Here is a 14,388-nt window from a genome sequence, read left to right on the forward strand (position 1 = left end):
AGGGCGCCCGGTGCGAGACCATCCGCACCGGGCGCCCTGCTCGTCTACTTGTGGCTCGCGCACCAAGACTCGAGGTAGCGGCCAATCGTGTCGGTCCCCAGCGTCGTCACGTTCGAGGTGGGCATCGACTTGAGAAACACCTTGCCATAGCCCTTCGAGCTCACGCGGCTGTCGGCAAGCACGAGCACGCCCGAGTCGCTCGACGAGCGAATGAGGCGTCCCGCCGCCTGCTTGACGGCCAGCACCGCCTCGGGCAAGCTCCACCTGCGCCACGCGGCGCGGTCGCGCTCGCCACGCTCCTGCACGAGCGGGTCCTTGGGGCTCGCAAACGGCAGCTTGGGAATCACCACGCAGCGCAGCGTATCGCCCGACGCGTCGAAGCCCTCCCAGAACGACTTGAGCGCCATGAGCGACAGGCTTTGGTCCTCGATGAAGCGCTTGCTCAGGCGGCGCACGGAGGAGCCCCTCTCTTGCATGGCAACCGAGAGGCCGCGCTCGGCAAGCCTTGGCTCGAGCTTGGAATATGCCATCTCCATCTCGCGGCGGTTGGTGAACAGCGTGAGCACCGAGCCGCCCATCGATACGTGCACGTCAAACAGCAGTTCGACGAGGGCGTCGAGGTAGCCGCGCTCGCGCGGATCGGGCAGGTCCCTCACGGCCACGACGCTCATGTTGCGGTCGAAGTCGTAGCACGAGGGCAGCGAAACCTCTCGGTGCTGCGACGCGTCAAGGCGCGAGAGGCCCGTGGCGTCGTTGAAGTGGGCAAAGTTGCCGTCGACGCTCATCGTGGCCGAGGTGAACGTGACGCTGCGCATCTCGGGGTACCAGCGGTTGGCAAGCTCGGCGCCAATGTCGAGCTTCTCGGCCACCAGACGCTCGCTACCCACGCGGCGCTGCGTCATGGGCAGCTCGGCATAGAAGACGTAGGAGTCGTCGGTGGCATCGGTGATGACTTCCGCGGAGGCAATGAAGTCGCGCAGCTCGCGTACGGCGTCGTCAATCTGGGCGGCCACGGGGTTGGCCGGGTTGTCCTCGCTCGAGGTAAGCCCCGATATGATCTTGCCCGCGCCCTCGAGGTCGTGGCGCGCGCCATCGAGCCTGCGCACGAACTCACCCGCGGCCTGCACCACGTTGGCCCACTCGTCGCTTGCGCGGACGTCCTGGCCCAGCCATAGCGTCGCCATGTCGTAGCCGCCACGCGAGGCCAGGTTCGAGAGCTTTCGCACCTCGTCGAAGAAGTCTGCCGAGGACACCATGGCCGAGCTTGCCGAGCTCGCGGCCTTAGACAGCAGCCCCATCGCGGGCGTTGCCGCCTCGTGGGACGAGGCAAACGAGAGCGCCGTACCAATGGCACCCGTCTTTGAGCCGCCGAGCTGCTCGAACAGCAGGCGCACACGCTCGGCGGAGACCTCGCGCGCCCACTGGCGACGCGCCTCGCCCTCGAACGAGTGGGCCTCGTCGATGATCCAGTTGCGGATGGGCGGAAGCACCATGCCGTCTGCCTCGACGTTCTTGAGCAGCAGTGAGTGGTTCGTCACCACGACGTCTGCCGCGGCAGCGCGGCGGCGCGCGCCGTGGAGCAGGCAGAGGTTGGGGAAGAACGGGCAGTCACGGCGCTTACAGTCCTTGTAGGTCGTGGTTAGCAGGCGGCGCGGCACGCTCCCCCATCGAATGCCCAGGGCATCGATGTCGCCCTCGACGGACTGGCACACGTAGGCATAGGTTACGGCGATGGCCGTCAGCATGTCGGCGGCAACGACGTTGCGCGAGCGGCCGTTGGTCATGGCCTCCTCGATGGGAAGGTCTGCCGTAACGGCGCGGTTCAGGCGGTTGAGACAGGGATAGTGGTCGTATCCCTTGAGGCAGGTGTAGGTGATGCCCTCGGGAAGGGCGGCGGCGAGCGCGGGCAGCTCGTGAGTCACGAGTTGGTCGGTGAGTGCGTTGGTCTTGGTGGCAACGCCGCAGGTGACGTTGTTGAGCTTGGCATAGATCGCAAGCGGCAGCAGGTAGGCCATCGACTTGCCCACGCCCGTCCCCGCCTCGATCGCGCGAAACGTCTGGGTCTCGATCGCCTCGCGCACCTCCTGGGCCATGTCGGCCTGGCTCGGGCGCGGCTCAAAGCTCTCATACATCTTGCTCACCACGCCCGAGGGCCCAAAGGCGCGGGCGATCTTCTCGGCACTCGGGGCATGGGGCATGACCTCGAGGTTATCGACGTCGGCGCGGGCCTGGGCGGGAGCGGAGGCCACGAGCTTGTGACGGGCGGCAACCAGCGAGAACTCCGCATCGGGGTCCTCGAGCGCCAGGAACGACAAGATAGGGCGATAGGCCCACTCCACCTCGGGATGCATGTTGGAGAGCGTGGCGAGAAGGCCGCGCGGCAAGTCGGTGAGGGCACACAGGATGATGCGCCACATGCCCGCCAGCGCCTCGACGTCATCGAGGGCGCGGTGCGAGACGCTGGCGCAACCAAAGGCCTCGGCCATGTCCTGCAGCTTGTGGGTCGCAAGGCGCGGCAGCGCGATGCGCGAGAGGGCCAGGGTGTCGACCCACAGGTCGCTGACCTCATGCCCCCCGGGAACGCGCTCGATAAAGGTGCGGTCAAAGGTCGCGTTGTGGGCAAGCACCGGGGCACCGCCCACGAACTCGGCAAGCTGGGCCACGGCCTCGCGGGGCGCGGGCGCGTCCGCCACGTCGAGGTCGGTGATGTGCGTGAGCGCCTGGATGTTCTTTGGGATTGGCTGCCCCGGGTTCACGAACGTGCGGAACGTGTCGACGATCTTGCGGCCGCGCAGGCGGGCGGCGGCAATCTCGGTCAGTTGGCACTCGGAGAACGACAGACCCGTCGTCTCGGTGTCGAGCACCACGACATCGTCCTCTATCAGGCCAAAGTCCTGCGTGCGAGCGCGCTCGGCCAGCGTGCGGTAGCCAGCCTCGACCTCCTTGGGCGTGTCGGGCAGCAAGATCTCGCCCAGCAGGTCGCGTGGCTGCGTGGCCTTCTCGATGGAATCTGACAAATGCTTCTCACTCTCTATCGACATGGCGAGGGACGGACCCATGTTGCGGAGCTGAGTCCGCGGCAAGCCCGCGCCTGGCCAAAGCTAGTTCTGGGTCGTGCGGGCACCGCGCTCGAGTGCGAGCTCAATGAGCTTGCGGCAAAGCTCCGGAAATCCCAGACCCATGCGACGGGCGGCGTCCGGCAGCAGCGACTGTGGCGTCATGCCCGGAATCACGTTCGTCTCGATGATGTAGGGAATGCCGTCCGCATCGACCATGAAGTCGCTACGCGAGGCACCCGAGCAGCCCAGCGCCTGGTGGGCCCTGCAGGCAAGCTCCTTGGCGCGCTCGACGACGTCCTCGGGCAGCTCGGGGGGGGTCACGTGGTGCTTCGACGGGTCGTCGTACTTGACGCTCAGGTCGTAGAACTCGGTCTCATAGCGCACCTCGATGGCCTCGAGCGCCTGCGTGCGCTCGTTGCCCAGCACCGGCACCGTGATCTCGGTGCCCACCACGGCGGCCTCGACGAGAATCCTCGTGTCGAACTTGAAAGCCTCCTCGATGGCATCGGCGAGCTCAGAGGCCTCCTTCACGTGCGTGATGCCATAGGACGATCCGCTCGACACCGGCTTCACAAAGCACGGCAGGCCAACGCGCCCCACCAGGTCAACGACGTCGTACTCGTCGCCCCTGAGCAGACAGACCTCCTTTGGGGTGGGGATGCCGTGCTCGCGGTAGATGTCCTTGGCCATGGCCTTGTCGGTGGCAAGGGCGCTCGCAAGCACACCAGAACACGTGTACGGTATTCCGAGAAGTTCGAGGAAGCCCTGCACGCAGCCGTCCTCGCCATAGCGGCCGTGCAGAGCCACGAAGGCAACGTCATAGCCTCTGTCGGCGATGTTGTGCACGAAGTCCTTGTCGGCGATGTCGAGCAGATCGACCTGCGCAAAGCCCGCCTCGCGCAGGGCCTGGGCACTCGCCGTGCCGCTGGAGATGGACACCTCGCGCTCGTCAGACCAGCCACCACACAGAACTGCGACCTTCTTGCTTTCGATACCCTCCATGTGGTGCTCCATTCCGCATCGACACACCGCCTCTAAAACTCGAGGAAGATGCTGCGATACACTCGTTGCTGCACGATTTCGTGCATTGCCTCACTAACGTCACGCCAGAAAGGCCGCGACATGCCCCTTTATGATATCGACTCCAGCAAGTCCAAGGTCGACCTTCGCAACGTTTCCCATGAGCAGCTCGTCGAGCTCCTCGAGGGGCTTGGCTACCCCAAGTTCCGCGCGAAGCAGCTCGAGGATTGGGTGTGGAAGCACCACGTCACCGACTTCCAGGACATGACCAACGTCCCTGCCAAGCTGCGCGCCGACCTTGCCGAGCGCTGCACCCTTGGCGGAACGGTCGAGGTTGCCCGCCAGATCTCCAACGACGGTAGCCGCAAGTACCTGCTCGGCTATGATGACGGCACCCAGGCCGAGTGCGTTGGCATGCCCAACCGCAACCGCCTCGCCGTCTGCGTCTCCACCCAGGCGGGCTGCCGCATGGGCTGCGTCTTCTGCGCCACGGGCCAGGGCGGCTTCTCCCGCTCCCTCAAGGCAACCGAGATCTACGACCAGGTCATGCACGTGAGCGAGGACTTCCAGACCCGCGCCTCCTCCGTTGTCATGATGGGCCAGGGCGAGCCGTTCAACAACTACGACGAGGTGCTTAAGGCCCTGCGCATGCTCAACTCTCCCGAGGGCGCCGGCATTGGCGCACGCCACCTCACGGTATCTACCTGCGGCATCATTCCCATGATTCGCCGCTTTGCCAAGGAGCCCGAGCAGTTCACGCTGGCCGTCTCGCTGCATTCCGCCGTCCAGTCGACGCGCAACACCATCATGCCGGGCGTCAAGAAGTACACCCTCGCAAGGCTGCATGACGCCATGGCCGAGTACGTCGAGGCCACCGGCCGCCGGCCGACCTACGAGTACGCCCTCATCGGGGGAGTCAACGACAACAACCTCGAGCTTGACGCCCTGTGTAACTTCACACGTGGCACGCTTGCCCATGTGAACCTCATCCAGCTCAACGACCTCGAGGGCTCTAAGCTCAAGCCCTCCACCGCCGAGCGTGCCGAGCAGTTTGTGCGTCGCCTTGCTCAGGTTGGCGTCGAGGCCACAATCCGCAACTCGCGCGGCAACGACATCGATGCCGCCTGCGGCCAACTCTCTCAGAAGCACCGCGTCGAGTAAGCACGAGTCTCAGACATACGTAAAGAGGGGAGTAGCGAACCCATGTTCGCTACTCCCCTCTTCTATTATATGTTTCCACAGCTAGAAGCCTATGTTCTTCCACTGCTGGTCTACCCATTCCCTATTTTCTCTTGCAGCCTGCTCACTCGAGTATTGCGAGGTGGGCTCCATATAGTCCCTCAAGAGATACAGGGCGAGGTCAGACGTAACGCGTCCTGCTTGACGCACACTATCACGCGCGCGCTCATCAAGCAGAACCTTCCAGACAAGTGAGCAGCCTGCCGAGACAACAGCGAGGCTTCTCAGAGCTCGGGTTGCTACTCCCACGTCTCGTCCTCTTCCTCAACCTCAGCTCCCGGCTGAATCTGAGCCAGGATCCTCGCTAGCTGGTCCTCATCCTTGAACTCAATCTCGATCTTGTTCTTGCCGCGAACCTGCTTGACCTTAACGTTGGTATCAAGCATGCGCCTAAGCTCTCGGGCAGCGCGCTTAAAAGACTGAGGAGCTGCCTGGCGAGGCTTTACCTCGGCGCGCTCGACAGAAAAGAGCGGAGCAAGATGTTCTGTCTGCCTCACCGTCAAGCTCTCCGTGATAACCTTCTGGGCAAGCTTGATTCGACCTTCCTCGGTTGGCACGGCAAGGATGGCGCGAGCGTGACCAGCAGTCAGCAGGCCCTGCTCCATCATGTCTTGAACCTCAGCGGGAAGATCCATGAGTCTCAACGTGTTTGCGATTGCAGAACGAGACTTCGAAAGAATCTTGGCAAGACCCTCTTGGGTCAACCCCTGAGACTCAAGAAGTTGCTTATAACCCTTTGCCTCTTCAATGGGAGATAGGTCTGCACGTTGCAGGTTCTCAATGAGGGCAAGCTGAAACACCTCGTCATCATTGATTTCACGAACAACTGCAGGAATCTCCTTGAGTCCTGCCAGCTTGCTAGCCTGGTAGCGACGTTCGCCTGCAACAATCTCGTACTTGTTGCCCTTCTTGCGAACAAGAATTGGCTGAAGTACACCATTCTGCTTTATCGAGTCAGCAAGCTCTGCAAGCGCGTCCTCGTCAAAGTTCTTGCGGGGCTGACCAGGGTTGCGAACAATCTTTTCGATTGGAAGCGTTGCCTCCGGTTCGCTGCCAGTCTCAGCATTGGCTTCGCTAATCAGGGCATCGAGGCCTCTTCCAAGTCCACCACGCTTAGCCACGACGAATCACCTCTCTAGCAAGTCCACGGTAGGCAATGGCACCCTTATTCGTTGCAGAGTACATTGCAATCGGCAGACCATGGCTTGGAGCCTCAGAAATCTTGATGCTTCGAGGAATCAGAGTCTTGAACATCTTGTTGCCAAAGTACTTCTTAACTTCTTCAACAACCTCGTTAGAAAGCGTAGTGCGCTTGTCATACATTGTCATGAGCACGCCAAAGACGTCAAGATCCCTATTCAGACTCGACTTAACGAGCTTCATCGATTCAAGAAGTTTCGTTACGCCTTCGAGTGCGTAGTACTCGCACTGAATCGGAATTAGCAAGCCGCTTGCTGCACATAGAGCGTTAATCGTCAGAAGGCCAAGTGAGGGAGGACAGTCGATGAAAACGTAATCGAACTCATCCTTAACCTCATCAATGAGATTCTTGAGGATGCTTTCGCGTGCAATCTTGCTCACAAGCTCAATTTCCGCACCCGCAAGTTGAATAGTTGCAGGAACAACAAACACACGAGGTTCTGGAGTGTCGACAATGAGGTCACTGATTGGATAACCGTCGAGAAGAGCATCATAAATGTCGTGATCGAGCTCATCCTTATCGATACCATAGCCACTTGTTGTGTTTCCCTGAGGGTCAAAATCGATAACAAGGCACTTCTTGCGCTCTTCTCCAAGAGCTGCAGATAGGTTAATTGCAGTTGTCGACTTTCCGACGCCACCTTTTTGGTTGATAATCGCCAGAACCTTGGTAGGCTTCGTGGGATTGCTGCGTTTTACGTCCTTATAACCCATTACTTTCCAATCTACCAGTCGATTTGGTCCACTGTTTCACGTGAAACACTCATCGATTAGCCAGTGGATGATTTCGAGCCTCGCCGTTATTTCTTGGTAGCTTTACTCTACTCTTCTTATCCTTCTTATATACAAAGATCTCTCTATGTCCCAAATCATTTGGAAGTTCGAATGTTTCACGTGAAACATTCTCAAAACCGCACATCTGTGCAACCTTAGATGCATCAGCAAGCTCTTCGTGCTCAGGATTCGCCTTTCCAAAGAAAAGATAACCACCCTTCTTAACGTAGGGCTCAGCATATTCAATCAGAATGTCGAGCTTTGCTAGAGCACGCGCAGTCACACCATCATAGATGCGACCAGAAGTCTTAACGAATTCTTCGAGACGCCCATGATAAGCAGAAACCCTGTCAGACATACCAAGCTCGTCAACAAACTCATTGCATGCGTTGACCTTTTTGCCAACAGAGTCAAGTAAGTCAATGTCAAACTCACTGACGCAAGCAAGAGGAATACCAGGAAAGCCACCACCGGTACCCATATCAAGGAAACGAGCTCGTTGGTTAAGACCGATGGCCTCAGAGATAACCTTTGCAAACAGAAGTGAATCAAAAGCATGGAGGATAAGACCATCAGGCATCGATCGAATGCTTGTAAGGTTAACGACCTCATTCTTCTTATACATGAGATAGAGATCTGCAACAACCATTTCAATCTGAGAATTGGTCAAATTGAGTGAATAGCTGTCAGACAGCTCCTGAAGCGTTCTAATGGCATCTTTAACAGTATAGGTGGAATTAGTCACGAAAGTTGTTTTCGTGTCACAGAGAGCCTCTGAGAGGCTCGAATTTAGTTCGTTAAACTCTCTTTGACTTAGAGTCATGAAGCTACCCAATCACTTTGACAAAACTTCCCGAGACGGGAACTCTTGTCAGGAACTTATGTCTGAGTGTGATTGAGCTGCGAATGCTTCTAGTCTACTTGAAGTAGGGTCACCAAGCTGGAAATGCTCGGAGAATTACAAAGCTTGGAAATGGCCAGATTAACTAGGTCCTAAAGCCCACTAGAGACCAGATACATATCGAGCCAAACCTAGCGTTCACTTCCGGCATGGCCCAAAGCCAGAAACATAGAGAAATCATCAAGCCACCAAAGCAGTCATAGCCATTTGAGACATTGAGAGAGCTATAGGAAGACTCGTGTAAGGTGTGTAGCTCACTGGAAGACAGGGGGCCAGAATAACCTCATAGCTATCAAGCGGAACTGATTAGATACCAGATACGGCAACCAAGTATCGAGGGCAGCCCCAACCAAAGACTCGTCCCATCTATCAAATCTCAAGACGCGCAGCAGCTTGAACAAACTACACCGCACACGCAACAACAAAGATGTGCCCAAACGGCTATCGATTCACATGAAACAGACGCGGTATATCTCTGACACAAAAGAGCCACCGCAAGCCGTATCAGCTGGCACACAAAAAAGGAGGCCCGAAGGCCTCCCAGTAAAACACCGAGTTCTAAGCCCAGCGCAGAACTACGCAAACGGCGCCGCGCGCAGATTATTTGCCCTTAACCGGAGTAATGACAACATAGCGCTCGGGATCGGTGCCCTCAGAGTGAGTCGTCACCTCAACGGAGTCCCTCAGGGCAAGGTGAACCAGACGGCGCTCATAGGCATTCATAGGGGCAAGGCGCATAGCGCGGCCAGACTTCACGGCCTTCTGGGCGCTGGAGCGAGCCATGCCCTGGACCTTGTCCCTGCGACGGCTCTTATAGCCCTCGATGTCGACGACGATGGGATAGTGGAAGCCGATGCGCTTGTTGAGAAGCGAGGTAAAGACAACCTGCAGGGCATCGAGGGTGACACCGTGACGACCAATGAGGATGGCAAGGTCGCCGCCGCTCACGTCGAGGATGAGCTCGCCCTCGTCGCCATCATACTCATCAATCGAACAGGTGTTCTCGCCAAAGCAGGCGAGCAGGGAGCGCAGAATATCAATGGCAACGTCGGCCACGACGTCGAGCTGCTCGTCCTCAAGCTCGCCCTTCTCCTCAAAGGCGGCCTTGATGGCCTCGAACTCAGCGCCCTTCTCCTGCATTTCCTCACTCATGGCAACCTCCAGATAGACAATGTCGCGCACCTTCTATTGAGAGGGCGCGCGACATGGAATTACGTAGTGTCAGCGGATCCGCTAGCCCTTCTTGTGGGGACGCGGCTTGTGCTGCTTGCGCACGACGTCAACCGTGATGGGCTGGTTGGCCATGCGCTCAGCCTCGTCGGCCTTGGCCTTCTCCATGACCTTGCGGGTGATGAAAACCTGCTGCACGACGCCCCAGGCAGAGGACGTGACGTAGTACAGAACGACACCCACGGGCACGTTCCAGCCGAACCAGATCATCATGAGGGCCATGACCACACCCATGATCTTGGTCTGGCTGGCCTGCGGGGAATCGGGCTGGGTGTTGAGCAGCATCGGGACGAGCGTGAGCACGCCAAAGGCAAGCACGAACAGCACGTAGACCCAAGCGCCCAGGAAGCCGAGCTGCGTCACCGCGTCGTTGGTGGTGACGGCGAGCGACTCGAAAATGCCATAGAAGTGGGCGCCCTCGGGAATCTGATAGCGCAGGACCGAGAACAGTGCAAAGAAGACGGGCATCTGGATGAGGGTGGGCAGGCAGCCTCCCAGCGGGTTGAACTTGTTCTCGCTGTAGAACTTCTGCATCTCCTCGTTGAGACGCTGGGGATCGTCGGCGTAGCGCTCCTGAAGCTCCATGAGCTTGGGCTGGAGCACCTGCATCTTGGCGGTCGAACGCGTCGAGCTCACGGTGAGCGGCGTCAGCAGAATACGAATGATGGCGGTCAGGACGATGACGGCCAGGCCCCAGTCTCCTACGACGTTAGCGAGAAACGTGAGGATCCGGGCAATGATGTAGATAATCCCATCCCACATGGACAGTACCTCCGGTTGCCCGCCCCTAGGGGACGGGATCATAGCCTCCCTTATGGCGTGGATTGCATCTGACGACCCTCGTCAGAGCAAGCCAACCACCTCTGAGTGCGCCATATCGAGAAAGTGCCTCTATGGCGTACTCAGAACAGGTTGGTGTGTAAATGCAGCAAGGGGGGAGAACAGGCGAGATGAACCGCCGATACACCCTCACCAAGAAGATGAGGGGTCGTGCGAGAACACTCGGCCTGCCTTCCCCCGTTTTGCTCATACCTAAATTCGCTCCACAAGCTTCGCCAAGGCGGCTGCCACCTCGGTTGAGGAGGCAGCTCGCGTTGCCGGAGTCGAGAAGAGAATTACCTCGTACCCGTCGAGCGGAAAGCCTACCTGCTGAGCCGCGGCTCGAAGCACACGCTTGCACCGGTTGCGACACACGGCGTTGCCGAGCCTCTTGGCACAAACAAAGGCGACGCGGCTCCGACCCTCCTGCTCGCTCTCCATGACGGTGAGCCTCACGAGCCGGTGGTTGAGCCGCTTTCCACCCCGAAAGACCTTCTCAAAATCCTGCTTGGACTTGATGGTCTCCATGGGCATTCCTAGACGGTGAGCTTCTTGCGGCCCTTGGCGCGACGACGGGCGAGAACGGCGCGGCCGTTCTTGGTGGCCATGCGAGCACGGAAGCCGTGGCACTTGGCGCGCTTCCTCTTATTGGGCTGGTACGTACGCTTCATAGCAAATCCTCCTGAGTGACACAGATCACTGCGTAAGCAGTCAAGCCCCAAGATTGTAGGGGTCTGAGATAACCGAGGTCAAGTTGATTATTGACTTTTTCACGAGGTCAACTTGCATGAGCGGCTCGTGAAAACATCCCTCAGAGGCCTTCGACCACAAGCGAGGGGCACCAAGATGTCAACAACCACAACAGGTTGCGCCGGCCGCTGGTGAAAAGATGCCACAACTTGCCCAACTTTCCAACATCTTTCATCAAGAGAAGAAAACATGGCGATAACTTTTCACCGCTGATGGAAAATCTCAGCTCAGAAGTGAAATTTTCTGTTCTTCTCGGCTATCTTTTCATTCGCTTGCACACGATATTCCAGCAGGTTATCAACACGCTTTCATCGTTTGTTAATAACTTTTCGCCTGTGGAAGAAACATTGCGCAAGTTTTCACCATTTGACGGAAACTTGTTAAAAACGGTGAAATGTAGTGAAAAGCAAGCGCGGACGAAAGAAGCACCCATGGCAGACGCCTTCTACCCCTTCGTCGGAGAGGGACCAACCGGCATCAACGGAGAGACGAAGCCCCAGGTAGTGGGCGAGCAGGGCGCCGCCACCGAGCCCAGGCTCGGTTCCGTGGTAACAAACCCAGCGCGCATCGCCGTCTTTGACGACGCCTCGGCGGCTCCGCGCGTCGTGGTGGTGCAGCCCAACGACGTGCGCACCTACCTCGAGGAGATCACCACGACCGTCACCAGGCTCGCCAAGGAGCAGGGCGGCTCCATCTCGTTTACCGTGATCCGCGAGGTTGTCGAGAACTTCGTGCACGCCTACTTCATCGAGCCAACCATCTCGATCCTCAACGGCGGAAACACCATCCGCTTCTCGGACCAGGGGCCCGGCATCCAGGAGAAGGACCGCGCGCTCGAATACGGCACGACGTCTGCCACCGAGGAGATGAAGCAGTACATCCGAGGCGTGGGGTCGGGGCTGCCCTACGCGCAGCAGTACATGGAGGACCACGGCGGCACGCTGACAATCGAGGACAACCTCAACGCAGGCACCATCGTGACCATCTCGATGCCATCTCCCCAGGCAGCAGCGCAGCCCATGCCAATGCAGCCGCAGATGGCCCAGGCCATGCAGCAGACGCAAGAACAGGGGACCATGGTGACTCCCGAGCAGATGCAGCAGGGAATGGACCAGGCCGCGCAGGTGCAAGCAATGCAGCAGATGGGCCAGATGCAGCCCCAGCAGCCGTGGGCCGCGCAGCAGCCTGACTACGCCCCGCAGCCCATGCAGCAGCCGAATGTACAAAACCCCTATGGCTATGGCATGCCCCCGCAGACGGCCCAGCGGGGCACCTGGCCACGACAGCCCTACCAGCAAATGCCAAACCAGAGCTACTACCAGCAGGGATATCCCATGCAGCAAGCATGGCCCCAGCAGGACTGGCAGCAGCCGATGATGCAGCCCATGGGCGGCATGCAACCCCAGCCCTGGGCGCCGCAGCCCCAGCAGCAGGTGCCGCTCGAGCTCAGCGAGCGCGACTCGCAGGTACTCGTCTTCCTGGCGCAGCACGAGTCGGTGGGTCCAACGGACCTCGTCAACGCCTTTGGCGGCTCGCTCTCGACCTGGACGCGCAGCCTGCAGTCACTTGAGGAGCGCGGCCTGCTGACGAAGATGGGCCAAAAGCGCTACCTCACCGACGCGGGAAGGGCCTTCCTCTAGCGGGTTTTCGACACGCGCTTGCCCCGCTCGCCAAGTTTTCAACAATCACGATGGATGAAAACCCACGCTCCCATATAATGAGTTTTCATCAAACACGTGGTTAAAGCACCAAACGGCTACGACAGGATGTCAGCAACATGGCAGAGAACGCAAACATGGAGTCGGACGCCCAGATCTTGTGGGAAGATGTCGTGAACATGCTCGAGGCAGACGGCCTGGCTCCGTCGACCCTCGCCATGTTCAAAAGCTGCCAGGCCGTCGACATCGACGGCAACACGCTCGTCATCTCCGCAGGCAGCGGCTTTGTTCGCCGCAACGTCGAGAAGAATGCCGCAACGATCAAGGCAGCCCTCGAACGCGCGGCGTTCCAGCCCATGGAGCTGAGCGTTGGCATCAACCGCACGGGAGCCGCGGCCCAGCCGGCCATCCCCGTGACGTCCACGGCCGGCGCGCCGCAGGCACAGGAGCAGACGGCGCAGGCTGACGGCGCGGTGACGTCTCCGCAGCCTGCCACCGCGCCGGCACCCATCCCGACGCCGGCGCCCGCCTCGCGTATCCAAACCTCCATCACGCGCGAGGAGTTCGAGCGCATGATGAGCCCGGAGGTAGCCGCCCAGGAGGAGCCCTCCGAGGAAGACGTGGCCGCGAGGCGCAAGAAGAATCCCCTCATCCAGGACATCGCGCCCTCTGACTCCCAGCTCACCTTTGACACCTTCGTCGAGGGCGAGGAGAACCAGCTGGCGTTCCAGGCCGCCAAGGCCGTGGCAAACGGCAGCCGCGGTTACAACCCACTGTTCATCTACGGTGGCCCGGGCATGGGCAAGACCCACCTGCTCAAGGCCATCCAGAACTACCTTGCCGTGAACGACCCCGACCGCATCTGCGTCTACCGCGCGGCCCGCGAGTTCGTGAGCGACTACACCGACGCCATGGTCGACACCTCGAGGGACGTCAAGCGCGCGCTCGAGCAGAACTACCACGACATCGACGTGCTCATCATCGACGACATCCAGGGCTTCAAGGGCGCCGCGAAATCCATCAACTTCTTCTTCGACACCTTCAACTACCTCACGAGCCACGGCAAACAGATCGTGCTCGCGGCAGACGAGAGCCCGGCCGAGCTGGGCCTCGAGGAACGCGTGACGACCCGTCTCGACTCGGGCGTGACCCTCTCGATCCAGGTGCCCAACTACGAGCTCAAGCTTGGTCTCATCAAGGCGTTCTACGAGCGCATGAAGGCGGACGCCATCGAGAACGGCCAGCACGACTACGATGGCACGCTCTCCGACGACGCGCTCGAGTTCATGGCCCAGAGGGCCGGCGCTTCGATCCGCACCATCAAGTCGTTCTGCCAGCTGTGCCTGCTCGAGGCCACCAGCAAGCAGGCGCGTGGCGAGGAGTTTGGCCGCGAGGATATCTCCCAGATCGCCGTCAAGAAGTGGGGCGCCGACACGCGCACCTTCACGATCGAGCAGATTCAGAAGTTCATCGAGCAGCGCTACTCCATCTCGCACGCCGACCTCATCAGCAACAAGCGCAACAAGGGGCTCATGGAGCCCAGGCACGTCGCCGTGTGGCTCGCCCGCGAGCTCACGGACTCCACCCTCGCCCAGATTGGCGAGCGCTTTGGCGGCCGCACCCACGCAACCGTGAAGCACAGCATCAAGTGGGTTGAGGACCGCAGGAGCGAGGACCGCGTCGTCCACGACAAGATTGCCCGGATGAAGGAGGACCTGATGGCCGGCGCATAGCCTTC

Annotated in this window: 13 protein-coding genes; 3 read left to right on the top strand and 10 right to left on the bottom strand. The window is 59.6% G+C overall.

The genetic code is table 11. The features are described from left to right. Positions 1–44: 44 nt before the first annotated feature. Positions 45–3,017 carry a helicase C-terminal domain-containing protein gene (locus Q3866_RS00105; protein ID WP_301828700.1) on the bottom strand — a complete coding sequence of 991 codons (2,973 nt, stop codon included), beginning with the start codon at positions 3,015–3,017 and terminating at the stop codon, positions 45–47. A gap of 84 nt (positions 3,018–3,101) precedes the next feature. Next, a complete protein-coding gene (locus Q3866_RS00110) occupies positions 3,102–4,061 on the bottom strand; it encodes a D-alanine--D-alanine ligase (RefSeq protein ID WP_301828702.1) in 960 nt (319 codons plus the stop codon). 120 nt (positions 4,062–4,181) lie between these two features. Between Q3866_RS00110 and rlmN the strand changes: the two genes are divergently transcribed. Then, the gene (gene rlmN / locus Q3866_RS00115) at positions 4,182–5,240 is read left to right on the top strand and encodes a 23S rRNA (adenine(2503)-C(2))-methyltransferase RlmN (RefSeq protein ID WP_301828704.1); all 1,059 of its coding nucleotides are present in this window, start codon (positions 4,182–4,184) and stop codon (positions 5,238–5,240) included. A 317-nt stretch (positions 5,241–5,557) separates the two neighbouring features. Here rlmN and Q3866_RS00120 read toward each other — a convergent pair whose 3' ends face one another. The 8 genes from Q3866_RS00120 to rpmH form a co-directional block, all read right to left on the bottom strand. Continuing rightward, complete coding sequence (locus tag Q3866_RS00120; RefSeq protein WP_301828706.1) at positions 5,558–6,439, bottom strand: ParB/RepB/Spo0J family partition protein; 882 nt, start codon at positions 6,437–6,439, stop codon at positions 5,558–5,560. Beyond that, positions 6,432–7,232 carry a ParA family protein gene (locus tag Q3866_RS00125; protein ID WP_293824431.1) on the bottom strand — a complete coding sequence of 267 codons (801 nt, stop codon included), beginning with the start codon at positions 7,230–7,232 and terminating at the stop codon, positions 6,432–6,434. Before Q3866_RS00125 ends, Q3866_RS00120 begins: the two co-directional genes overlap by 8 nt. Positions 7,233–7,281: 49 nt before the next feature. Next, positions 7,282–8,037, bottom strand: a complete 756-nt coding sequence (gene rsmG / locus Q3866_RS00130; protein WP_301828709.1) for a 16S rRNA (guanine(527)-N(7))-methyltransferase RsmG — start codon at positions 8,035–8,037, stop codon at positions 7,282–7,284. A 756-nt stretch (positions 8,038–8,793) separates the two neighbouring features. Then, a complete protein-coding gene (locus Q3866_RS00135; RefSeq protein ID WP_301828711.1) occupies positions 8,794–9,345 on the bottom strand; it encodes a R3H domain-containing nucleic acid-binding protein in 552 nt (183 codons plus the stop codon). Positions 9,346–9,426: 81 nt separating this feature from the next. Then, the gene (locus Q3866_RS00140) at positions 9,427–10,185 is read right to left on the bottom strand and encodes a YidC/Oxa1 family membrane protein insertase (protein WP_301828713.1); all 759 of its coding nucleotides are present in this window, start codon (positions 10,183–10,185) and stop codon (positions 9,427–9,429) included. Positions 10,186–10,210: 25 nt separating this feature from the next. After that, the gene (yidD, locus tag Q3866_RS00145; protein ID WP_293824424.1) at positions 10,211–10,453 is read right to left on the bottom strand and encodes a membrane protein insertion efficiency factor YidD; all 243 of its coding nucleotides are present in this window, start codon (positions 10,451–10,453) and stop codon (positions 10,211–10,213) included. A gap of 2 nt (positions 10,454–10,455) precedes the next feature. After that, positions 10,456–10,770, bottom strand: a complete 315-nt coding sequence (gene rnpA / locus Q3866_RS00150) for a ribonuclease P protein component (RefSeq protein ID WP_293673052.1) — start codon at positions 10,768–10,770, stop codon at positions 10,456–10,458. Between the two features lie 8 nt (positions 10,771–10,778). Continuing rightward, complete coding sequence (gene rpmH / locus Q3866_RS00155) at positions 10,779–10,913, bottom strand: 50S ribosomal protein L34 (RefSeq protein WP_293673051.1); 135 nt, start codon at positions 10,911–10,913, stop codon at positions 10,779–10,781. Positions 10,914–11,423: 510 nt separating this feature from the next. On the opposite strand from rpmH, the gene Q3866_RS00160 reads away from it, so the two are divergent. Together Q3866_RS00160 and Q3866_RS00165 are read left to right on the top strand one after the other, a co-directional pair. Further along, positions 11,424–12,632: an ATP-binding protein gene (locus Q3866_RS00160; RefSeq protein WP_301828715.1), complete on the top strand. Its 1,209-nt coding sequence runs from the start codon at positions 11,424–11,426 to the stop codon at positions 12,630–12,632. A 137-nt stretch (positions 12,633–12,769) separates the two neighbouring features. Continuing rightward, complete coding sequence (locus Q3866_RS00165; protein ID WP_301828716.1) at positions 12,770–14,383, top strand: DnaA/Hda family protein; 1,614 nt, start codon at positions 12,770–12,772, stop codon at positions 14,381–14,383. Positions 14,384–14,388 lie beyond the last annotated feature (5 nt).

The organism is uncultured Parolsenella sp. (assembly GCF_958346945.1).
Lineage (GTDB): Bacteria > Actinomycetota > Coriobacteriia > Coriobacteriales > Atopobiaceae > Parolsenella.